The sequence below is a fragment of the Ideonella sp. genome, assembly GCF_041287625.1.
Classification (GTDB): Bacteria; Pseudomonadota; Gammaproteobacteria; order Burkholderiales; family Burkholderiaceae_C; genus Ideonella.
Genome location: NZ_JBGGNH010000025.1, coordinates 38,013 through 58,288, shown reverse-complemented (window position 1 = coordinate 58,288; position 20,276 = coordinate 38,013). Strand labels below are relative to the sequence as shown.

Here is a 20,276-nt window from a genome sequence, read left to right as displayed (position 1 = left end):
GTCAACGCAGGCCCACGCTCGAACGAGTTGCAGGGAATCCGTGCATATGCCGAGCCGCGTATGTCACTGTAAGACGGCGATCCACCCCAGAACTTAGCGGTTCGTCGTCATGAATCGCATCATGTTTCTGCATGAACGCCTGCGCGCGCAGGGCATGGTTGATCGCTTCGCAAAACAGATCGGGCCCCAAAGCCTTTCCGAGTTGCCAGCACCGGGCAAGTTGCGAAACTCCGTCGTAGTAGCGTCCAGCTTGAACTGATAACGGGAGCACGACGGATCCGTGCTCCAACCCGATTGCCCACGCCTCGCACATCTTCTTCTCTCCATCGAGAACGCCCATTGCGTCGGTGGCTCCGTCCATGCGAAGTTGCTTGCTCAATGTGATCGCATCGAATCCAACTGGCCGCGATCAAACTCTAGCCACCTTGCCATTTTGGCGGTCCGGAAAACTAACCCTAGCTGTAAGACCTGACAGGGTTACCTGTCACAACCAGTTCACGACAGACCGCCGACCTTGCTGTATAGCGTCGAATCTCTGTACAGCGGGCTCGTCGACATCGGCTTTGCCCACGACACGCTGCCGACCAAGACACCTAGCAGTGGGTCAACGTCATGCAGCGCGTCGCCGGCAACTTTGACAGCGCGCTCTGCACGCTGCGCAAGCTCAGAGGTCTGGTGTCAACGGACAACCTGGGCATTGGCACAGAGCGCTCTCGTTGCCGACGATATGGCAGGGGGCCGTGAGTCGGTCTAGCAAGGCTGTCGTCATCTTCGCTTCGCCGACGACAGAGGACCGTCCTGCGAAGTCCAGGTTGGTCGTGATGATCACGCTGGTGCGCTCGCAACGCTTGGACAGAAGGTGGAACGGCAACGCACCGCCAGCCTGGCTGAACGGCAGGTAGCCTGGATAAAGCTGCTTTTCAAGCGCTGGCCGCCCCCGCCACCAACCGCCTCTCCAACGCCGTCCCATCCTCCCGGAACACATGCACGCTTTCCGGCGATGCGACCAGGCGCAGCATGTCGCCCACGTGGAAGTTCTCGTCGTGGACCTTTGCGATGAGGGTGGCGTTGCCGTCTCGCAGCTTGGCGTGCACGTAGCCGTGTTCGCCGAGGTGTTCGACGTGCTGGACCTGGGCGGGCCAGCCAGTGTCCTGGCCCGGGGCTTCGCGCTGGGCCAGCAGGTGCTCGGGGCGGATGCCCAGCGTGGCGCGTTGGCCGGGTTGCAGGCTGCGGCCGTCCACGCACGCGAGTTGCGATTGGCCGGCGCAGTCCAGCAGCACGCGTTCGGCGTCCGCCGCCGCCACGCCGGCTTCGACGAAGTTCATCGCGGGGGAGCCGATGAAGCCGGCGACGAAGCGGTTGGCGGGGTGGTGGTAGAGCGTGAGCGGCGAGCCGACCTGGGCGATGCCGGGCTCGCCACGGGCACCGGCGCCGGGTGTGAGCAGCACGATCTTGTCGGCCAGGGTCATGGCCTCGACCTGGTCGTGGGTGACGTAGATCATGCTGGCCGAGCCGATCTGGCGGTGCAGCTTGGCGATCTCGACGCGGGTGTTGACGCGCAGCGCGGCGTCCAGGTTGGACAGCGGCTCGTCAAAGAGGAACACCTTTGGCTTGCGCACGATGGCGCGGCCAATGGCCACGCGCTGCCGCTGGCCGCCGGAGAGCTGCTTGGGCTTGCGGTCCAGCAGTTCGTTCAGCTGCAGGATGCGCGAAGCCTCCTTCACGCGCGCTTCCACCTCGGCCTTGGGCAGCTTCTGCTGCTGCAGGCCGAAGGCCATGTTCTGGTAGACGCTCATGTGCGGGTACAGGGCGTAGCTCTGGAAGACCATGGCCACGTCGCGCTTGGCGGGCGGCAGCGCGTTGACGATGCGGCCGTCGATCTCGATCTCGCCGTCGCTCGCGTCTTCCAGCCCGGCGATGAGCCGCAGCAGCGTGGACTTGCCGCAGCCCGAAGGGCCGATGAAGACCACGAACTCGCCCGGCTCAATGCTCAGGTCGATGGCATGAAAGATGGAGACAGCGCCAAATCGCTTGGCGACGTTTCGGAGTTCGATGCGAGACATGAGGACGCGCTCCTTGCCAACTGGCTTTGTGAGACCAAGTGGCCGAAAAAGGTGGTGCGGTGGCAGCAGGATGACTTGCGGCTCGTGCCTGCCGATGGAGCCGTGGCCGTCGACGGGGATCTCCGCGGAACCGGCGGGCAGCTTGTAGCGGGCGGGCAGTGGCGAGAGAGTGGGTGGGTGGGTCGGGGGAAGTGTTTTCAGCCCTTGACCGCGCCTGCGGTAAGGCCGGCGACGATGAGCCGCTGGAAGTACATGACGAGCAGGATCAGCGGGAGCGTGACCATCACCGAGGCGGCCATGATTGGGCCCCAGGGCAGCTCGTGGCCGCCGGCGCCGCTGATGAAGGCGATGGCCACCGGCACGGTGCGCTGCTCGGTGGAAATGGTGAAGGTGAGCGCGAACAGGAACTCGTTCCAGGCCGCGATGAAGGCCAGCAGCCCAGTGGAAACCAGCGCCGGCCAGAGCACCGGCAGGAAGATGCGGAAGATGGTGCCGATGGGGCCCACGCCGTCCATGATGGCGGCCTCTTCCAGCTCCTTGGGCAGCTGTTTCATGAAGGTCACCAGCACCCAGACGGTGAAGGGCAGCGTGAGCATCAGGTCGGCAAACAGCAGCGCGCCCAGGCTGTCGTACAGGCCGAACCAGCGCACCAGCTCGAACATGCCCGAGAGCACCGCGACCTGCGGGAACATCGAGGCCGACAGGATGCTCAGCAGCAAAAGCCCGCGGCCGCGGAATTCCACCCGGCCAAGCGCCCATGCCGCCGGCAGGCTGACCAGCATGGACAGCAGCACCACGCCGCCGGCCACCAGCAGCGAGTTCAGCAGGTTGTGGGCAAACGGCTGGTCGCGGAAGACGGTGACGTAGTTGAACAGCGTGGGCGCCAGCGGCACCAGCCGCGGCTCGAACATCTCGCTGCCGCGCTTGAGCGAGGTGGAGATGGCGTACAGGAACGGAAACACCGAATACACGGTGAACACCGCCGCCAGCAGCCAGTAGCCGACGGTGCCCAGGCTGATCTTGCCGAAGGGTCGCCGAGGCGTTTGCAATGCAGCGGTGTTCATCCCGAAACCTTTTCGACGCGGCTGCGCATGGCCACCGCATAGGTGATGGTGACGACCGCAATGGTGAAGAACAGCAGCATCGCGGCGGCCGAGCCGACGCCAACCTGCTGGAAGTCGATCAGCTGCTCGCGCACATAGACCGACATGCTCTTGGTCTCGCGGGCGTTGGAGGTCATCACGTAGATCACGTCGAACACGCGCAGCGCGTCCAGCATGCGGAAGATCATCGCCACGGCCAAGCCGGGCAGGATCAGCGGCAGCGTGATGTGCCAGAACACTGCCAGCGGCTTCACGCCGTCCACGCGCGCCGCCTCGTAGCAGTCGGACGGCACCATCTGCAGCGCGGCCAGCGTGAGCAGCGCCATGAACGGCGTGGTCTTCCACACGTCCACCAGCACGATGGCGAACAGCGAGAGGTTCGGGTCGGCCGTCCAGGCCAGCGGCACACTGAGAATGCCCAGCGCCACCATGTAGTGGTTCAGGATGCCGAACTGGTCGTGCAGCATCCAGCTCCACATCTTGGCCGAGACCACGGTGGGAATGGCCCAGGGCAGCAGCATCGCGGCGCGCAGCCCCGTGCGCAAGCGCGACGGGTGGTTGATCAGCAGCGCCACGCCGAGGCCCAGCACGGTCTCGATGGAGACCGACAGCAGCGCGAAGCGCAGCGTGGTCCAGACCGACTGCCACCAGCCAGCGTCGACCAGCACGCCGTATTCGCCGACGTAGTTGTCCAGCCCGATGAAGTGCCAGTCGCCCAGCTGCGAGAGCTGCGCGTCGGTCAGGCTGAACCACAGCGTGCGCGCCAGCGGCCAGCCGGCGATCACCAGCAGCAGCAAGAGCATGGGCGCCAGCAGCGCCCAGGCCCAGCGGCTGCGGTGGCGGGCGATGCCGCCGCCGCGCACGGCGGGCCGGGCGGCCGGCGCCGCAGTGGCGGCAGCTTGGGCTTTCACCGCGAGCTCCGTCACAGCATCAATTCCACTTGCCGCCGCGACTGGTGCGGCCCAGGCTGGTCTCCAGTTGCGGCAGCGCAGCCGTGGCCTTGGCTTGGCCGGCCAGCACCTCGTGCGCGCTGTTCCAGAAGGCGTTGCTGACCTGGTTGTAGTGCGAGGCGGTGACGGTGGCCGGGCGTGCGGCGGCGCTGGCGAAGGTGCCGTACAGCTCGCCCATGAAGGGGTTGGCCTTCAGCACCTCGGGGTCCTTGTAGAGCGCCGGCATGGTCGGGTTGAACGAGCCCTTGATGGCGCGTTCCTTCTGCACCTCGGCACTGGTCATGTACATCACCAGGTCCGCGGCAATCGCCGGGTTCTTGCTGTACTTCGAGACGGCGAGCTGGTGCCCGCCCAGCGTCGCGGCGCTGCGGCCGTTGGCGCCATTTCCCTTGGGCAGCACGGTGATGCCGACCTTGCCCTTGATCGTGCTGTCGGCCGCCTGCGAGAGCGCCCAGGCATACGGCCAGTTGCGCATGTAGACCGAGTTGCCGGCCTGGAACACACCGCGCGATTCTTCCTCGGCGTAGTTCAGCACGGCCGACGGCGAGATGGTGCCGACCCAGCTGGCGGCGGTCTGCAGCGCTTCGGCGGCCCGCGGGTTGTTGACGCTGATCTTGCCGCTGGGCTCGACCACGCTGCCGCCGCCGAAGCTGACCAGCCATTCCAGCGCATTGCAGCTCAGGCCTTCGTAGGCGCGGCCCTGGAACACGTAGCCCCACATCCGGTCGTTGCCGGCCTTGCGCTCGCCTTCCTGGATCAGCTTGGCGGATTTGGCCAGGTCGTCCCAGGTGGCGGGCAGCGGCTGCTTGTATTTCTCCAGCAGGTCCTTGCGGTAGTACAGCAGGCCGGCGTCGGTGAACCAGGGCATGGCGACCAGCTTGCCGCCCACGGTGTTGTTGGCGACGATGCTCTCGAAGTGCTGCGACTGCGTGCCCTTGGCATACGGCGTCAGGTCGATCATGTGCGTGCCCAGCAGGCCGGGCCAGACCACGTCGATCTGGAAGATGTCGATCTTGTCGGACTGCGAGCCGAGGATCTGCTGGTACAGCGCCAGGCGCTCGTTCGAGTCGGCCGGCGTGGCGACCACCTGCACCTCGTTGCCGGTCTTCTTGGCCCAGGCGTCGGCCGCGCTCTTGCAAAGCTCCAGCTCGTAGCCGATGGCACCGCAAGAAATCTTGACCGACGCGGCCTGTGCTTGCGCGGCGGCGAGGCTGGCGACGAGGGCGAAGGCGGCCAGGGCGGCCGCGCGGGGGATGGTGTTCATGTCAAGTCTCCTGTCGATGTGCGTCCTGCCGTGAAGGCAGTCGGGGCCGTGATCCGGCTCGGAGCGCATCAGACTCGCCGGACGTGACCGGCGAATTGCATTTGTTTCAGTGCAGCGCCGACGCGGTGTCGACAAGTAACGCGGCCAGCGCGCCGCGCTCGAACGGCTTGGGCGACAGGCCCACTTCCTCGGGTGCGTCGAGGCGCGGCAGCACGGCTTCGAAGGCCAGGCCGGACATCAGGCACAGGCGCAGCGCGGGGTGGCGGCGGCGCAGTGCGTTGGCGACCTGCACGCCGTCCATGCTGCCGCCCAGGCAGACGTCGGTCAGCACCACGTCGGGCAACGCTGACTCATCCGCGGCGCGCAGCGCGGCCGGCCCGTCGGCCACGGCCTGCACCCGCGCGCCGGCGCTGCGCAGCAGGTCAACCACGGTTTCGCGGAAGGCCGCGTCGTCGTCCACCACCAGCACCGAAAGGCCTTGCAGTTCGCCGCCGCCGGGCGCATCGCCCGCCTGCGCGGCGCCTGGCAACAGCGCCTGGCCATGGCCGGCGGCGCACGGGAAGCGCAGCGTGAAGCAGGTGCCCTCGCCTGCCCGGCTGCTGACCTCGACCTCGCCGCCGGACTGGCGCACAAAACCGTAGACGATGCTCAGGCCGAGCCCACTGCCCTCGCCCGGCGCCTTGGTCGTGAAAAACGGCTCGAAGACCTTGCCCAGCAGGTGCTCGGCAATGCCGGTTCCGGTGTCGGTGACGCGGATCTGCAGCGTCTCGCTGCCACCTTCCTGGCCGGCCGGCAGGCGTTGCGTGGCAATCCACAGCTCGCCGCCCTCGGGCATGGCCGCGGCGCTGTTGAGCACCAGGTTCAGCATCGCGTTTTCGAGGTGGCCGCGGTCGACGAAGAGCTGCGCCTCCGGGGCCTGCAGGTCCAGCCGCAGCCGGGTCTGCGGGCCGGCGCTGAACTCGATCAGGTCGCGCATCTCGTCGACCATCGCGTCGATGGGCACCCATTCCGCGGCCAGCGGCTGGCGGCGCGCAAAGGCCAGCAGGCGGCGGGTCAAGCCGGCCGCACTGGCGGCTGCGCGCAGGGCCCGCTGCAGGCGCGGCCTGGCTTCGGCCGACAGCGTGGCCTCGGCCTCCAGCAGGTCCAGGTTGCCGATGATGGTGCCGAGGTAGTTGTTGAAGTCGTGCGCCACGCCGCCGGTCAGCTGGCCCAGCACTTCCAGGCGCTGGGTGTGCTGTTCCTGGCGTTGGATGGCGCAGCGCAGCGTCAGGTCGGTCACCAGCGTGACGGTGCCGCCGTCGGGCATGGCCTGGCTGCGCAGGTCGAACAGCCGGCCGTCGGGCAGCTGCAGTTCGATGTGGTGGGCCTGCAGCAGCCCGGAGGCCTCGCCGGGGTTGCCAGGCTGGCCGGGCACGCGCCAGACGGCGTCCGCCGGCAGTGCCTGCATCAGTTCGTGCGCGCGCTGGCCGGGGTGCAGCGTCACGCCGAAGGCGCTGAACAGCTCGGCCAGGCCGGCGTTCCACAGGCGCAGCTCGCCGCCGCGGCCAAAGACGGCCAGCGCGTCCGTCATGCTCTGGTGCACGGCGGCCAGCAGTGCGCTCTGCGCCCGCAGGTCGCGCACCAGCGTCTGCTTGGCCAGCAAGGCGTCGCGGAAGACCTCGAAACTGCGGGCCAGCGCGCCGAGTTCGTCGCGCCGCAAGGTGATGGCCGCGGTGCGCTTGGCCAGCGGCGCGGTGTCGCCGCCGACCAGGCGGGTCATGGCCTGGGTGATGGTTTCGACCTGCGAGACAAAGCGGCGCACGTGGCGCATTGCAAACGCGGCGATCAGCACGCTGCCCAGGGCCAGCAGCAGCAGCGCGGCCTCGCCGGAGCGGATGGCCTGCTGCACCTGGCCGCGGCGCTCGGCGGCCTGGCTGCGCAGGCTGTCCACGTAGTCGTCCACCTTGCTGCTGAGCTGGTCCGCGTTGCCACGCGTGAGCACCACCAGGTAGGCGATGCGACCTTCCAGCATCAGCTGGTAGCGGCGCAGCGCCAGCAGGTTCTGCGGGCCGAAGACCAGGTCCAGCAGGCTGCGTTCCAGCGCGGGCGGCAGCGGCTTCGCAAGGCCCGCGGCCTGCTCGCGGCGCGCGGCGATCCACAGCGCCTCAGCATCGGCCTGCAGCTTGCCGATCTTCGCGGCGTCGCCGCCACCGGCGCTGGTCACCATCGTGGCCCACAGCGCGATCACCGCGTTGGCACCCGCGGCGCCGGGGCCGTTGCCGGCCGCGGGCAGTTGCTCGCCCAGCCGGTCCAGCTCGGCCACCCGCAGCTTCAGCTGCGCCTCGACCTGCTGCCGCTGGCCGGTCAGCTCGGTGAGCTGGCCCATGTCGCGCGTCAGATCGGTCAACACGGTGCGCAGCGCGGGCCCCAGCGCGCCTTCGTTGCCCAGCGTGTCGACGCCGCGGCGCACCTCGGCCAGCAAGGCGTCCACCGCGGCGGAGTTTTCGGCGAGATTGGCCGCCGTGCGGGACTCGCCAACGTTCGGCGCGATCGCCGCCAGCCGGGCGGTGCGCTGGGCCAGTTCCAGCGCCTGTGTCACATTGGGCAGCAGTTCGCCCTGGAAGCCGACCAGCGCACGCTGCGCGCTGCGCATGCCGTACCAGCCCAGCGAGGCCAGCACGATGGCCGCGGCCAGCAGCGCGACCAGCGCCGCCAGCAGGCGGGTGCGCACCCGCTCGCCCAGCCGCGGCACCGCTTCGCTCACAGCAGCGTCACCGGCGCTTGAAAGAGGTAGCCCAATCCACGCTCGGTGCAGATGAACTGAGGGTGGCGCGGGTTGGGTTCGATCTTGCGGCGCAGGCGCAGGATCAGCACGTCGATGCTGCGGTCGTAGACCTCGGTGTCGGCGCTGCGGGTCTGCTCCAGCAGTTCATCGCGCGACCACAGGCGCTGCGGCTGGCGGGCCAGGGTTTCGAGCAGGCGGTATTCACCTTGCGTGAGCGCACACAGCACACCGGCGCGGCTGCGCAGCTCGCGCCGGCCCAGGTCCAGCACCCAGTCGCCAAAGGCCAGGCGCGGGCTGCTGGACGGCGCTTGAACCTGTGCCGGTGCTGCAACGGCCGGCGCGCCGGCCTGCTCGTAGCGGCGCAGCACCGCGCGTACCCGCGCCACCAGCTCGCGCATGCCAAAGGGCTTGATCAGGAAGTCGTCGGCCGCGAGTTCGAGCAGCAGCACGCGGTCGGTCTCGTCGCTGCTGCCGCTGATCATCACGATGGGCACACGCGAGACCTGGCGCAGCCGGTGCGCCAGCACCAGGCCGTCTTCGTTGCGCAGGCGCAGGTCCATCAGCACCAGGTCATGGCGATGGCGGGCCATGGCTTCGCGCATCTGCGCGGCCCCGTCCACGCAGTCGACCTCGAAGCCGCTGCGGTGCAACGCGTCGTCCAGCATCTGGCGCATGTCGGCGTCGTCGTCGACGACGAGCACGCGCGGCGGCGGCGTGGCGCCGAGCGACAGCGCGCCCGCGGGGAACTCGGCCAGCGCCGCAGTGGGCGGACTTGCCATCATCGTGTCGTCTCCTGCCGCGCACGGCGGGATGTCGTGCATGTCGATTCTGCATTCGCAAACGAAACATGCGAAGGACGGCAAAACACCCCGAAGCGGGCGCGGTGACCGGGTCCGCGGGTTTTCCACAACTCAGATGCGCCCAAGCTGATGGAAAGTGGGCGTACAGCGCACACTCATTCCTCGCCCAGACCGTCGCCGGTCCAGACTGCGGCGCATGGGACTCACCCTGCCGAACCGCCTCGCCGAACCTGCGCTGCTGCCCGCCCCTGGGCTGGCCAGCGTTCGGCCGTTGACGGAGCCCGGCATGACATTGCCTCCCACCGAATCTCGCGGCGCTGCCGACATCGTCACCAGCCTGCAGCAGGGCCTGCGCGTGATCGAGGTGTTCGACCAGGACCGGCCGCAGCTGACGATTGCCGAGGTCGCGCGCCGGGCCGGCCTGAGCCGCGCCGCCGCCCGCCGCTACCTGCTGACGCTGGCCGAGATGGGCTATGTGAAGCACGACGGCAAGACCTTCGCGCTGAGCGTCAAGGTGCTGCGCCTGGCACAGTCGTTCATGCACTCGTCGCGTCTGCCACGGCTGCTGCAGCCGCAGCTGCAGGCGATTGCCGCAGCGCTGCAGGAGTCTTCTTCGGCGGGCGTGCTGGACGGCGACGATGTGATCTCGGTCGCCGCCGCCAGTTCGGGCCGGCTGACCTCCAGCACGCTGCAGCCCGGCACCCGTGTGCCGGCCTATTGCACGGCCAACGGCAGGGTGCTGCTGGCGGCGCTGTCGCCCGAGGCGCTGGACGCCTGGCTGCGCCGCCAGACGCTGCCGGCGCGCACGCCGCACACCCTCGTGGACCACGACGCGCTGCGCGCCGAGGTGCAGCGGGTGCGGGCGCGCGGACACGCGCTGGTGGACCAGGAATTCGAGCTGGGGCTGCGCACCGTGGCGGTGCCGCTGCGCAACTTCAAGGGCGAGGTGGTCGCCTCGGCCAACCTCAGCGCGCATGCCTCGCGCATGCGCATGGACGAACTGGCCGAACGTGGCCTGCCCTTGCTGCTGCAACTGCAGGCGCAGCTCCAGTCACTGATGTGAGCCGACGACGGGCGCGGCGGGCGCTGTCGAACGCACGGCTTCTGTTGTCCCCGCCCACCTTGCCAGGAGCCTTGCCATGCCTTCCACCGCCCTCCCCACGCGCACCCAGGTCGCCATCATCGGCGCCGGCCCGGCCGGGCTGCTGCTGGGCCAGCTCCTGCACAAGGCCGGCATTGACGCGGTGATCCTGGAGCAGCGCAGCGGCGAGTACGTGCTGGGCCGCATCCGCGCCGGCGTGATCGAGCAGACCACGGTGGACTTGCTGGAGCGCGCCGGCGTGTCGGCCCGCATGCATGCTGAAGGGCTGCCGCACGACGGCTTCGAGCTGTGCATCGACGGCCAGCGCTCGCGCATCGACCTGCATGCGCGCACCGGCGGCAAGCGTGTGACGGTGTATGGCCAGACCGAGATCACGCGCGACCTGATGGTGGCGCGTGCCGAGGAAGGACTGACCACGGTCTACGAGGCCAACAACGTCGAGGTGCTGGACTTCGCCGGCGACACGCCGCGCGTGCGCTTCCAGCACCAGGGCCGGAACCATGAGCTGCGCTGCGACTTCATCGCCGGCTGCGACGGCTTCCACGGCGTGTGCCGCGCCAGCGTGCCGCAGGCTTCGCTGCGCACGTTCGAAAAGGTGTACCCCTTTGGCTGGCTGGGCATCCTGGCGGACGTGCCACCGGTGGCGCACGAGCTGATCTATGTGCGGCACGAGCGCGGCTTCGCGCTGTGCAGCATGCGCTCGGCCACGCGCAGCCGCTACTACCTGCAGTGTTCGCTGGACGACAAGGTTGCGCAGTGGAGCGACCAGGCGTTCTGGGATGAGCTGAAGCGGCGGGTGGACCCGGCAGCGGCGGCCGCGCTGGTCACCGGACCGTCGATCGAGAAGAGCATTGCGCCGCTGCGCAGCTTCGTCACCGAGCCGATGCGTTTCGGCCGGCTGTTCCTGGCCGGCGACGCGGCGCACATCGTACCGCCCACCGGGGCCAAGGGCCTGAACCTGGCCGCGTCAGACGTGCAGTTCCTCGCCGAGGCGCTGACCGAGCACTACCAGGAGAAAAGCGCCGCGGGACTGGACGGCTACTCGGCCCGCGCGCTGGCGCGCATCTGGAAGGCAGAGCGCTTCTCGTGGTGGTTCACGTCCTTGATGCACAAGTTCCCGGACAACGCCGGCTTTGGTGACCGCATGCAGCAGGCCGAGCTGGATTACCTGCTGCAGTCGGAGGCAGCGCAGACGGCAATGGCGGAAAACTACGTGGGGTTGCAGATGGTGCGTTGACCCGGCGAGGCGGGGGCCGAAGCCCCGGACATCATTGACTGCACGTGTCGGAGGCCGTGGCCAGCGAGAATTGATAGCTCTTCAGCCGCTCCAACACCGAGGTTCCGCTGGTGTAGTCCTCGTATTGCTGCAACACGGTGACCGGGGAAGACAGCGCAATGGACGGCGCCTCCAGACGGGGAAAGCCGAAGTTGTACTGGCCGCCGGTGTCGGCCGTCTTGACGTGCTGCAGCAGGTAAGTGCAGGCAAAAGAGGTCGAACCGGAGGACGTGGTACCACCCCGGTCGGCAGACTGGTAGACGCGGGCCATTTCGCCGAAGTTGGCCGTGAGCGCCACGTTCTTGTTGCCCAGCCAGGACATCTGCATGTAGGTGACGTTCTTGCCCGCCGCCACCGGTACCAGGTTCTGAGAAAGCTCCCAGACCTGCTTGCTGGCGTCGAACCGCTGGTACCAGAGACCACCGTTGTCGGTGAAGGCCAGGTGCAGGTAACCCTTGCCGTCGGCCACCACACTGAAGTGGCTGGACGCCGGCTCGTCATCCTCTGGGTACGGACTGCTGTACATCAGGCCCAGCTGCCACGGCACCGTGGCGTCGCCCTTGGTCGGCCGCGAAGCCCAGGTCATGTCGCCATGCACGGTGTAGATCATGCCGATGCCCGAGGGTGTCAGCACCAAGCGCGCGCTGCGCTTGATCTTTGGGGCGGACTTGGCATCCTTGTCACCGAAGGTCAGGCCGGTGTCGACCCACTTGGTGGTGCCAACTTTGCGCCGGTACAGACCAATCACGGCTTCCTGTGAGGTGTCGACCACTTTCACCATGGCGACCCAGGTGTTGCCCAGCGTGTCCGTCACGAAGGTCGGGTTCACGCCGCTGATGCCGGCGGTCTTCGGCAAGGTCTGCACCTTGGGACCGACACCAAAGGTGCGGGTCCCCGGGTCGTACGGGTAGGTGACGAAATTGATGTTGCCGTCACTGGTGTCATAGACCAGGGACAGGCTGCTGGTGGCGGTGTCGAAGTAGCCGTCCGACACGCTGGTCGGACCGGACTTGGACAGCACGATCTGGCTGGTCCAGTTGAGACCGCCATCGAAGCTGGAGTACAGCGACAGCGTGCCGCCAGACCTGGTGGCACCGCGGTTGGTCACCAGATGCAAGCCGCCATCGGCGGTCTGCCACATGTGTTCCTGGTGCCGATAGGAGACCATGTATGCCGTGGCGCTCTTGAGGTTGGTGTCCTTCGCCGGGACGCTCACCGCCATCGTCGGCGCGGCGACCACAAGGCACAGCGCGCCGACGGCAACACCGCGGGACACCGCCTGCGCCACGCGGCTCAATACGAAACGCGAACCGGAAACGGCCCGCAAAGACTTTGCACCACTGGGCATCACAAAAGCACCTTTGCCGACTTCATTGAGCTTAGATCGTGACACGATCTTAAGCAGCGCGCCAACCATTACCGTGAGGAGTTCTCACTTCGTGAGTGGATGCAAAGCAAGAGATACGCCCAGTGCGGTGGCGGACGATCTTGGCTGCTTTTGTCGAGCCGGAAATGCAAAAGGCCAGCGCGAATGCGCTGGCCTTTTTGTGTTGGTGCCCAGGAGAGGACTCGAACCTCCACGGAGTTACCCGCTAGTACCTGAAACTAGTGCGTCTACCAATTCCGCCACCTGGGCTTTGTCGAAAAGCATTTCTGCGTCTCGGCAAGCCTTGCACTATAGCATGTTTCAGCCAAAGTGAGAAAAATCCTGGTGCGGGACGATTTCACGGACCATGCTCGAATCGAACCCTGTCCCTGCCCGCATTGCGAGCACTGCACTTCAGAGGCCCAATGCCATGACCCCGTTGCATCCGCTCGCCGAAGCCCTGGTTGCCGCCCATCGCCACCACGCGCTGCTGTCACCCGCCGAATGGACAGCCCAGCCGGCAGGCCCCGAGGCGGCTTACGTCCTCCAGCAGCAGGTGGGCGACACGCTGGGCTGGTGGCCGGCGGGCAGCCTGCCGCGCTGCTGGAAAAGCGGCGGCCCGCGGCCGAATGCCTTGCGCCACGCGCCGCTGGGCGAGACCGGCGTGCTGCAGGCCGATGGCCCCACGCTGGATTGGCGCGCCCGCCCCTGGCCCGGCGCTGCACTGGAAGCCGAGATCGCATTGCGGCTGGGCGGGCCTGTCACGCCGGCCATGGCCGCCGAACTCGACGAGGCAAGCGCCTGGGACTTGCTGGACGGCCTGGCCGTGGCGGTGGAATTCGCAGCATCGCGCTGGGCCGGCGCTGCCAGCGCCGATCAGCAACTGGCCGACGGTCTGTCCCATGGCGGGCTGGGCCTGGGACCGTGGCAGCACCCCACACCGCGCGACTGGGCCGGACAAGCCTTGACTTTGACCCGCGCCGGCGAGCCCGCACAGTTGTTCACCGGCACGCATCCACTGGGCCATCCAGGCGCGGTGCTGCCGGGCCTGCTGCGCCACCTGACACGCCATGGCGCCAGCGTGCCCGCCGGCACGCTGGTCACGACAGGCAGCTGGAACGGCGCGCTGCAGGTGGCCCGCGGTCAGCAGGTCACGATTGCCTTTGGCGGCTTGCCACCGCTGACCGTGTTGCTCTGAGCCACCGCTGCTCGGCTCAAGGCTTGATGTAGGCGTAACCCTGGATCTGGAGTTTCGCCAGCCGCACCACGCCTGAGGGCGTGAAGTCGACTTCCTGGAGGAATTTGTCCTTGGACAGGCCGCGGTTCTTCAGCGTGATTTCGCAGACCTCGAAGCGCACGCCACGGTTGTGCAGTGCGGCCACCAGGCCCTCATAGCCCGCGCCAGTCTTGTCCTTGGCGCCTTCCATCAGGAAGTCGACGCCGGTGGCCAGCGTGACCACGGTGATTTGCGCCGTCGGGTCGGCGTCCAGGTGGTTGCGCACATTGCGCAGGGCCTGCAGCGCCTGGGCGTCACTGTCGCCCACGTGGTAGACGACCTTGTCGCCCGCCGGCACTGCCGCCGCCGCGGTGGCCGCAGGCGTGGCCGCCTCTGCCGCGCCCGATGGCAGCGGCATGCCTGCCGCGACGGCGAGCAGCAACGTGCTCAACCAGCGCGCGCGCCTGGACATGCCGCGCGCGGCAGACGGCTCATCGTCATGCAATTCGTGACCGATCGCTCGTGCAGACAGCTGTCGCATGGTGTCTCTGGAAGAAGTGGATCGAAAAGCCTAGGCGCTTGCCGAAATGACGTCAAGCCTGCGCGGCGGCTTCGCTGCCGCCACCCAGCAGCAAGCGCAGAACCGGCCGGCGCATCCCGGCAACGCCATGACCCAGGCCGCCCGGACCGTTTTGCTTGCCGCGGGGCAGCGGTAGGATGCTTGCAACTGGTGACGCGCTGTTGGCCGCCCGCCCCCCGGCCTGCCGGCTGTTTACGGAGCTTCGATTTGTTCCGCGTCCTGCGACTGCTGCTCCGCCCTTCGCACGACCTGCAAGACCTGCTGGCTTGGCGCACCCGCGTGCTGGACACGCTGCTGACCGTGCTGCTGCTGCTCGGCACCTTGATCGCGCTGCCCAGCGCCTGGCTGGCCTGGCGAGACGGGCTGTGGCCGGTGCCGGTGATGGACGCAAGCTTGCTGGGCCTGCTCGCGCTGCTGCGTTGGCGCAGCAACTGGCCACTGACAGGCCGGGCCTACTTGTTGATGGGCCTGGTGTTCGTGTTGGGCATGGGCCTGGTCGCCCTGGTCGGGCCGGTCAACCTGATCTACCTGATGGTGGTGCCAGCGCTGGCGGTGCTCTTGTGCGGCCTCCGCACGGCGGTGCTGGCCTTGCTGTTGAACGTGCTGGGCCTGGTGACGTTGGGCGTACTGGCCCAATGGCTGCCGCTGCCGGGCCTGAGCACGCTGGACTTCGTCACCTGGCTGGTGATGATCGCCAACTTCTGCCTGGCAGACGGCACCCTGGTGCTGGCGATCGCCGCACTGCTGGCCGGGCTGGAGTCGGCGCTGGCAAGCCAACTCGACGCGCTGCGCGCGACGCGCGACAGCCAGGCACAGCTCAAGGCTGCCGCCGAGGCGCACCGCGTCAACGAAGAGAGCTTCCGGCGCGTGGCTGCGCAGATGCCGGGCGTGGTCTACCAGCTGCGGATTCGGTCCGATGGCAGCTACCGCTTCCTCTATGTCAGCCCGGGCGTGCGCGAGCTGTACGGCATCGAGCCTGAGGAGGCAATGCTCGACAGCCAGGCCCTGGCCCGCTTTCGCCACCCGGACGACCGGGACAGGGTCCAGGCGCAGATTCAAGCCTCACAGTCGGCTGGGCAGGACGTCGAACTGGAGTACCGCATCGTGCTGGCCGACGGGACCGAGAAGTGGATCCACCTCCAGACCTCCAGCGCCCAGCAGGACGTGCACGGCATGATGCGCTACGGCCTGATCGTCGACATCACCGAGCGCAAGCGCGCCGAGGCGCGCCTGCGCGAGAACGAAGAGCGCTGGAAGCTGGCCCTGGAAAGCACCGGCGACGGCGTCTGGGACTGGTACCTGCACAGTGGCGTGGAGATCTTCTCGCGGCGCTTTCGCGAAATGTATGGCTACAGCGAAGCCGAGCTGCCCAACCTGGCCAACGCGATGGACGGCCGCACCCACCCGGATGACCTGGCCTCGATGGAGCGCGCCCGCGCGGACCATTTTGCGGGCCGCACAGCGAGCTATGTGCACGAGCACCGGGTGCGCTGCAAGGATGGCAGCTGGAAGTGGGTGATGAGCCGCGGCATGGTGATCGCCCGCGATGAACAAGGCCAGCCGCTGCGCATGATTGGCACGCACACGGACATCACGCGCTGGAAGGCCTCGGAGGCGCTGATCTGGCAGCAAGCCCACTTCGATGCACTGACCGGGCTGCCGAACCGCCGCATGCTGCGCGACCGACTCGAGCAGGCGCTGGATCGCGCCGCCGAGGGCGGCCACACGCTGGCCCTGATGTTCATCGACCTGGACCACTTCAAGGAAGTCAACGACACGCTGGGCCATGCACAGGGCGACCAGTTGCTGCTGGAAGCCGCACGCCGCATCGGTGCCTGCCTGGGGCCGGAGGACACGGTGGCCCGCATGGGGGGCGACGAATTCACCGTCGTGCTGCCCGCCATGCTGGACGATGCCCGCGCCGAGCAGGTGGCGCAAGCCCTGATCCACAGCCTGAGCATGCCCTTCCAGCTGGGGCATGAACGCGCCTTCGTTTCGGCCAGCATCGGCATTGCCTGCTACCCGGCCGACGCCCAGGTCATCGACGAGTTGCTCAAGCATGCCGACCAGGCTCTCTACGCCGCCAAGGACGGCGGGCGCAACCGCTTCAGCCACTTCACGCCGGCGCTGCACGAAGCGGCGCAGACCCGCATGCGGCTGGCGACCGACTTGCGCAGCGCGCTGGCCGAAGCGCAGTTCCGGGTGCATTACCAGCCCATCGTCGACCTGGCCACTGGCGAGGTGCACAAGGCCGAGGCACTGGTGCGCTGGCAGCATCCGCAGCGCGGGCTGGTCAGCCCTGGCCTGTTCGTGCCCATCGCCGAGGCCAGCGGCGTGATCGTGGAGCTGGGCGACTGGGTGTTCCGCCAGGCCGTGCAGCAGGTGGCCGCCTGGCGCGCGTCACACGACCCGCGGTTCCAGATCAGCGTCAACAAGTCGCCAGTGCAGTTCCGCAGCGCCGCCGGCACCGCGCAAGCCTGGGCCCGGCACCTGGCCAGCCAGGGCTTGCCGGGCGAGTGTGTGGTGGTGGAGATCACCGAAGGCCTGCTGCTGGAGGCCGACAGCCATGTCTCGGAGCAACTGGCCCACCTGAAGCAGGCCGGCATGCCGGTGTCGCTGGACGACTTTGGCACCGGCTACTCGTCGCTGTCCTACCTGCAGAAATTCGACATCGACTTCCTGAAGATCGACCAGGTGTTTGTGCGCGGGCTGTCGGCCACGTCCAAGAACATCGCGCTGTGCAAGGCCATCATCGGCATGGCCCACGAGCTGGGCATGAAGGTGGTGGCCGAAGGCGTGGAGACCGAAGCCCAGCGGCAGCTGCTGCAGGCCGCCGGCTGCGACTACGGCCAGGGCTACCTCTTCGCCAGGCCGATGGACGGCGAGGCATTGTCGTGCTGGCTGGCCGACCTGAAACGCGCCTGCTCGGCCAAGTGAAGGCAGGCACTCACTTCAACGTCACGTTGTCGCAACTACGCGGCCAGGTCCGGGCAGGTCCAGCGCAACAGCTCGGCCAGGCGCTGCACCACCCAGGCGCCCTCGCCTGGCTGCAAGCCCGAAGCCGGCTGCTGCAGCGCCTGCAGGCAGCGAAGCAGCACGTCTTCTTCGGCCAAGCCGTCGTCATGATGAAGGGCTTGCGCACTGCCAACCAGGTGGCCCGCCAAGTCCTCGCAGAGTTCGTAGCGAGCACGCACTTCGTCCATGGGCTGCATCAGCCGACGTGCACGGTGCGAGGACGCGCCACCATAGAGGGCAAGAAAGCTGTCTGGCAGCGGGGTCAGTTGATCTTCGGACACGGTGGCGTGATGGGCAGCAAAAGCAGGGGCCACTGTCGCACGAGATGCCCCGGGGCAGGCCACCGCCCTGCCGCATTCCTGGGCACCGGAACAAAGTACCAATGAAATCAAGGGCTTGGCGCCGCCCTCCCGGGTTTGTCCACAGGCTTGCGCACGTCAGACGGGGACAAAGCCCCCGCGGGCCGGCAGCGCGGCGCTTCAGCCGGCGTCGCCCAACTCGGCCGCCACCTGCAGCAGTTGCTGCGGTGTCGGCTGGTCCCAGTTGTCACCCAGGCTGCCTTGGGCGAAATAGCGCAACATTTCCGGCAAGACCAGCGGATGCTGCCAGCCGCTGGTCTGCAGTCGCTTGCGAATGGACGGATGCACCTGGCGTGCCTCCATGTCGACCAGCAGGTCTGCCGCCAACTCGGCCTGGGCTTCGGCGGACAGCGCGGCAATGTCGGCCGCCACCTGTTCGCGCCGGCGGCGTATCCATTCTTCGGCCCAGCGCGACTGCCGCCTGGCCTGCAGTTCACGGCCTTCGCTGCCGCGCGGCTCGGCGCGCGACGCGCCCTCCCCTTCACGGTTTGCCTCGCGCGCAGGTTCGCGAAGCACCGCCTGTCCCGCCACCAGCCTGGCCTTGCCCTCTTCCTGGGCTTTTTGCGCCTCGGCGACGGCAGTGGCCCGCGCCACTTCGCTGGGCATCAAGGACCGCAGGTAGCGGTAAGGGTCGCGCAGGGGCCCGGGGAATTCCGAGCCTGCACGCTGGGCCAGCAGGCCCAGGCCGCCGCGCATGGCCTCCGCACCGTGCTGGAGCAGCAACTCCTCGGCCTTGTCCTCGTCCACCCCCAGCTCGCGCGCACGAACCACCAGGCTGAGGTCGACGGCATCCGGTGGATGGCGCAGCGGCAAGGCCGACTGCAGCTTCTGGCGGATCAGGAACTGGATCTCGCTGATGAAGCGCCCTTCCTTGTGCTCGACCAGCTCGACCTCCAGGTCGGTGATGCTGCTGACTTCGGCAATCGCCAGCTTCAAGGTGTCGCGCTTGAAGATGCGGTATTCCAGCTTGGCCGTGCGCTCTGACTCAGGCTGGCCGCTCAGCACCGGTCGCCACCAGCGCCAGTGCTGGCGCGAGGTCCGGCCCACGTCCTTGTAGCGGGTGCAGATCTCGTACAGCGCAATGCCGGCGTGAGAGCGCAACTGGCTGATCACTTCCAGCTTCAGCCTGGCAAAGACAGTGGGCTCCAGCAGTTCCTGCTTCAGGTTCACCGCATACGACCATTCCACCCAGACCTGGCCGCGCTCCTTGGCCAGGCGCGCATGCGCCAGCAAGCCCGAAACATTCCAGGCGGTGCCTTCGCCGGTGGTGGGTGACTGCCACTCCACGGTGGTCGAGACCATGGCGCGCAGGTGCTTCTTGATCAGCGCATGATCGTTGGAATCGAAATCCACGCCGCGCACCACACGTTCGAGCGGGATGCGGAACACGTCCTTGTCCAGGCCCTGCTCCTGCGCTTCGTACAGCAGCACGTTGTAGGCCTTGCGGCCCAGCGAGGTGATGCGGGCAGACTTGGGCACGATGGCCAGCGTGTTGACCGGCTTGCGAAGCGGCGGAGCACCGACCACCTCGGCTGCCACCCCGCGCATGGCCAACCCCTGACCCACGGTCGCCCGCCGACGCGCCGGCTTCGGCACAGGTGCATGGGCCGTTTCCGGATCCGGCGGAGGGGCAGGGCGGTCGCGCGCACTCATGTGGGCACTGTACCGTAGATGTTAGTCGCACTTTCACATGAGCAATTGCCACGTTTCGCGGCTCCAACATCCCGGGTTGCGGGAGGTGAGGCGGGCATTCACATCAATCCTGAAAACCCTCACCTCGGCGACACAAGTGCAAACATCGGGCGCGGCGAACGCAGGCCGGCACCATGCCAGTTCGGCCTGCGACAGCGCCGCTGCATCAACGCTGCCGCGGTGCCGGGATGGAGGATTTTCAGGACCGGAGGCGGAAAACCGACTCCCGAAAAATCTCACCTCAATGCCGCAAACTCACCTGCACCGGGTGGGGCGCAGTGCTGGCGCCGATTTGAGCCCACTTTCAAGCCCGGAACACCGCCAGACAGCCCATGAAGCCGCGGTTCACGGGGGCCGCAGCGCCAACCGCAAGGTGCCCGGAACACCCGAACGCTTGGTGAGAGCCAAATCTCCCGAAAACCTGCACCTGGGATCGCCTGCTTCGACCCGGCGGCAGTGCACGTCAAACCCTTTCAGGGCTCAAACCGGCCGAGACCCAAGCCGTTCAGCGAGGTGCAAGGCTTTCCCGCATGCACGCATGCTGGTTCCCGATGTATCTCCGCCAAGTCCCGTGCACACTCCATTTGCCCCCGAAAACCCGCCGACCCATCCCGTATCCACACACCTGAAGTTGGCTAAGTCTTTGATCCTAAAAGATAATTCTGCCCCTAAAGGTATTGAAGAGCATAAAGGATCTGAACTTCCTTAAAGAACCCGGGAGCTCAG

16 protein-coding genes, 1 tRNA gene and 1 pseudogene are annotated in these 20,276 nt (G+C 67.5%); 5 read left to right on the top strand and 13 right to left on the bottom strand.

Features of this window, described 5'->3' with window-relative positions; genetic code table 11:
* Position 1: 1 nt before the first annotated feature.
* From ACAH41_RS09830 to ACAH41_RS09795, 8 genes and pseudogenes are all read right to left on the bottom strand, one after another.
* A complete protein-coding gene (locus ACAH41_RS09830) occupies positions 2-361 on the bottom strand; it encodes a hypothetical protein (protein ID WP_325652715.1) in 360 nt (119 codons plus the stop codon).
* A 348-nt stretch (positions 362-709) separates the two neighbouring features.
* A pseudogene (locus tag ACAH41_RS09825) lies at positions 710-904 on the bottom strand (ATP-binding protein); the annotation flags it as partial.
* 16 nt (positions 905-920) lie between these two features.
* The gene (locus ACAH41_RS09820) at positions 921-2,063 is read right to left on the bottom strand and encodes a sn-glycerol-3-phosphate ABC transporter ATP-binding protein UgpC (RefSeq protein WP_325652713.1); all 1,143 of its coding nucleotides are present in this window, start codon (positions 2,061-2,063) and stop codon (positions 921-923) included.
* Positions 2,064-2,260: 197 nt separating this feature from the next.
* A complete protein-coding gene (locus tag ACAH41_RS09815) occupies positions 2,261-3,127 on the bottom strand; it encodes a carbohydrate ABC transporter permease (RefSeq protein ID WP_325652711.1) in 867 nt (288 codons plus the stop codon).
* Complete coding sequence (locus ACAH41_RS09810) at positions 3,124-4,077, bottom strand: sugar ABC transporter permease (RefSeq protein WP_325652709.1); 954 nt, start codon at positions 4,075-4,077, stop codon at positions 3,124-3,126. Before ACAH41_RS09810 ends, ACAH41_RS09815 begins: the two co-directional genes overlap by 4 nt.
* Before the next feature lie 19 nt (positions 4,078-4,096).
* Positions 4,097-5,380 carry an ABC transporter substrate-binding protein gene (locus ACAH41_RS09805; RefSeq protein ID WP_325652707.1) on the bottom strand — a complete coding sequence of 428 codons (1,284 nt, stop codon included), beginning with the start codon at positions 5,378-5,380 and terminating at the stop codon, positions 4,097-4,099.
* Positions 5,381-5,486: 106 nt separating this feature from the next.
* A complete protein-coding gene (locus ACAH41_RS09800; protein ID WP_325652705.1) occupies positions 5,487-8,123 on the bottom strand; it encodes an ATP-binding protein in 2,637 nt (878 codons plus the stop codon).
* Positions 8,120-8,926: a response regulator gene (locus ACAH41_RS09795; RefSeq protein ID WP_370538274.1), complete on the bottom strand. Its 807-nt coding sequence runs from the start codon at positions 8,924-8,926 to the stop codon at positions 8,120-8,122. Before ACAH41_RS09795 ends, ACAH41_RS09800 begins: the two co-directional genes overlap by 4 nt.
* A gap of 304 nt (positions 8,927-9,230) precedes the next feature.
* Between ACAH41_RS09795 and ACAH41_RS09790 the strand changes: the two genes are divergently transcribed.
* Together ACAH41_RS09790 and pobA are read left to right on the top strand one after the other, a co-directional pair.
* On the top strand, positions 9,231-10,007 hold the full coding sequence (locus ACAH41_RS09790) for an IclR family transcriptional regulator C-terminal domain-containing protein (protein WP_325652701.1): 777 nt from the start codon (positions 9,231-9,233) through the stop codon (positions 10,005-10,007).
* Between the two features lie 76 nt (positions 10,008-10,083).
* Positions 10,084-11,283: a 4-hydroxybenzoate 3-monooxygenase gene (pobA, locus tag ACAH41_RS09785; RefSeq protein WP_325652699.1), complete on the top strand. Its 1,200-nt coding sequence runs from the start codon at positions 10,084-10,086 to the stop codon at positions 11,281-11,283.
* A 31-nt stretch (positions 11,284-11,314) separates the two neighbouring features.
* Here pobA and ACAH41_RS09780 read toward each other — a convergent pair whose 3' ends face one another.
* Together ACAH41_RS09780 and ACAH41_RS09775 are read right to left on the bottom strand one after the other, a co-directional pair.
* Positions 11,315-12,670 (bottom strand): hypothetical protein, encoded by a 1,356-nt coding sequence (locus tag ACAH41_RS09780; RefSeq protein ID WP_325652697.1) that lies wholly within the window; start codon positions 12,668-12,670, stop codon positions 11,315-11,317.
* 203 nt (positions 12,671-12,873) lie between these two features.
* A tRNA-Leu gene (locus ACAH41_RS09775) sits at positions 12,874-12,958 on the bottom strand.
* A gap of 160 nt (positions 12,959-13,118) precedes the next feature.
* Here ACAH41_RS09775 and ACAH41_RS09770 point away from each other — a divergent pair.
* Positions 13,119-13,886, top strand: a complete 768-nt coding sequence (locus ACAH41_RS09770; RefSeq protein ID WP_325652695.1) for a fumarylacetoacetate hydrolase family protein — start codon at positions 13,119-13,121, stop codon at positions 13,884-13,886.
* Between the two features lie 16 nt (positions 13,887-13,902).
* Here ACAH41_RS09770 and ACAH41_RS09765 read toward each other — a convergent pair whose 3' ends face one another.
* Entirely contained in the window at positions 13,903-14,445 is a 543-nt protein-coding gene (locus ACAH41_RS09765; RefSeq protein ID WP_325652694.1) for a DsrE family protein, read from the bottom strand.
* 46 nt (positions 14,446-14,491) lie between these two features.
* Between ACAH41_RS09765 and ACAH41_RS09760 the strand changes: the two genes are divergently transcribed.
* Positions 14,492-14,620: a hypothetical protein gene (locus ACAH41_RS09760; RefSeq protein WP_370538273.1), complete on the top strand. Its 129-nt coding sequence runs from the start codon at positions 14,492-14,494 to the stop codon at positions 14,618-14,620.
* 71 nt (positions 14,621-14,691) lie between these two features.
* Positions 14,692-17,421, top strand: coding sequence for an EAL domain-containing protein (locus ACAH41_RS09755; protein WP_325652692.1), 2,730 nt, complete (start codon positions 14,692-14,694; stop codon positions 17,419-17,421).
* Positions 17,422-17,456: 35 nt separating this feature from the next.
* Here the strand turns inward: ACAH41_RS09755 and ACAH41_RS09750 are convergent, their stop codons facing one another.
* Positions 17,457-17,780: a hypothetical protein gene (locus tag ACAH41_RS09750; protein ID WP_325652690.1), complete on the bottom strand. Its 324-nt coding sequence runs from the start codon at positions 17,778-17,780 to the stop codon at positions 17,457-17,459.
* Positions 17,781-17,978: 198 nt separating this feature from the next.
* Positions 17,979-19,406, bottom strand: coding sequence for a replication initiation protein (locus tag ACAH41_RS09745; RefSeq protein ID WP_325652688.1), 1,428 nt, complete (start codon positions 19,404-19,406; stop codon positions 17,979-17,981).
* Positions 19,407-20,276 lie beyond the last annotated feature (870 nt).

Coding starts and splice junctions, on each gene's coding strand:
- ACAH41_RS09830 (WP_325652715.1), bottom strand. CDS start 361: ATGGACGGAGCCACCGACGCAATGGGCGTTCTCGATGGAGAGAAGAAG.
- ACAH41_RS09820 (WP_325652713.1), bottom strand. CDS start 2,063: ATGTCTCGCATCGAACTCCGAAACGTCGCCAAGCGATTTGGCGCTGTC.
- ACAH41_RS09815 (WP_325652711.1), bottom strand. CDS start 3,127: ATGAACACCGCTGCATTGCAAACGCCTCGGCGACCCTTCGGCAAGATC.
- ACAH41_RS09805 (WP_325652707.1), bottom strand. CDS start 5,380: ATGAACACCATCCCCCGCGCGGCCGCCCTGGCCGCCTTCGCCCTCGTC.
- ACAH41_RS09795 (WP_370538274.1), bottom strand. CDS start 8,926: ATGATGGCAAGTCCGCCCACTGCGGCGCTGGCCGAGTTCCCCGCGGGC.
- ACAH41_RS09790 (WP_325652701.1), top strand. CDS start 9,231: ATGACATTGCCTCCCACCGAATCTCGCGGCGCTGCCGACATCGTCACC.
- pobA (WP_325652699.1), top strand. CDS start 10,084: ATGCCTTCCACCGCCCTCCCCACGCGCACCCAGGTCGCCATCATCGGC.
- ACAH41_RS09780 (WP_325652697.1), bottom strand. CDS start 12,670: ATGCCCAGTGGTGCAAAGTCTTTGCGGGCCGTTTCCGGTTCGCGTTTC.
- ACAH41_RS09770 (WP_325652695.1), top strand. CDS start 13,119: ATGACCCCGTTGCATCCGCTCGCCGAAGCCCTGGTTGCCGCCCATCGC.
- ACAH41_RS09765 (WP_325652694.1), bottom strand. CDS start 14,445: ATGCGACAGCTGTCTGCACGAGCGATCGGTCACGAATTGCATGACGAT.
- ACAH41_RS09760 (WP_370538273.1), top strand. CDS start 14,492: ATGACGTCAAGCCTGCGCGGCGGCTTCGCTGCCGCCACCCAGCAGCAA.
- ACAH41_RS09745 (WP_325652688.1), bottom strand. CDS start 19,406: ATGCGCGGGGTGGCAGCCGAGGTGGTCGGTGCTCCGCCGCTTCGCAAG.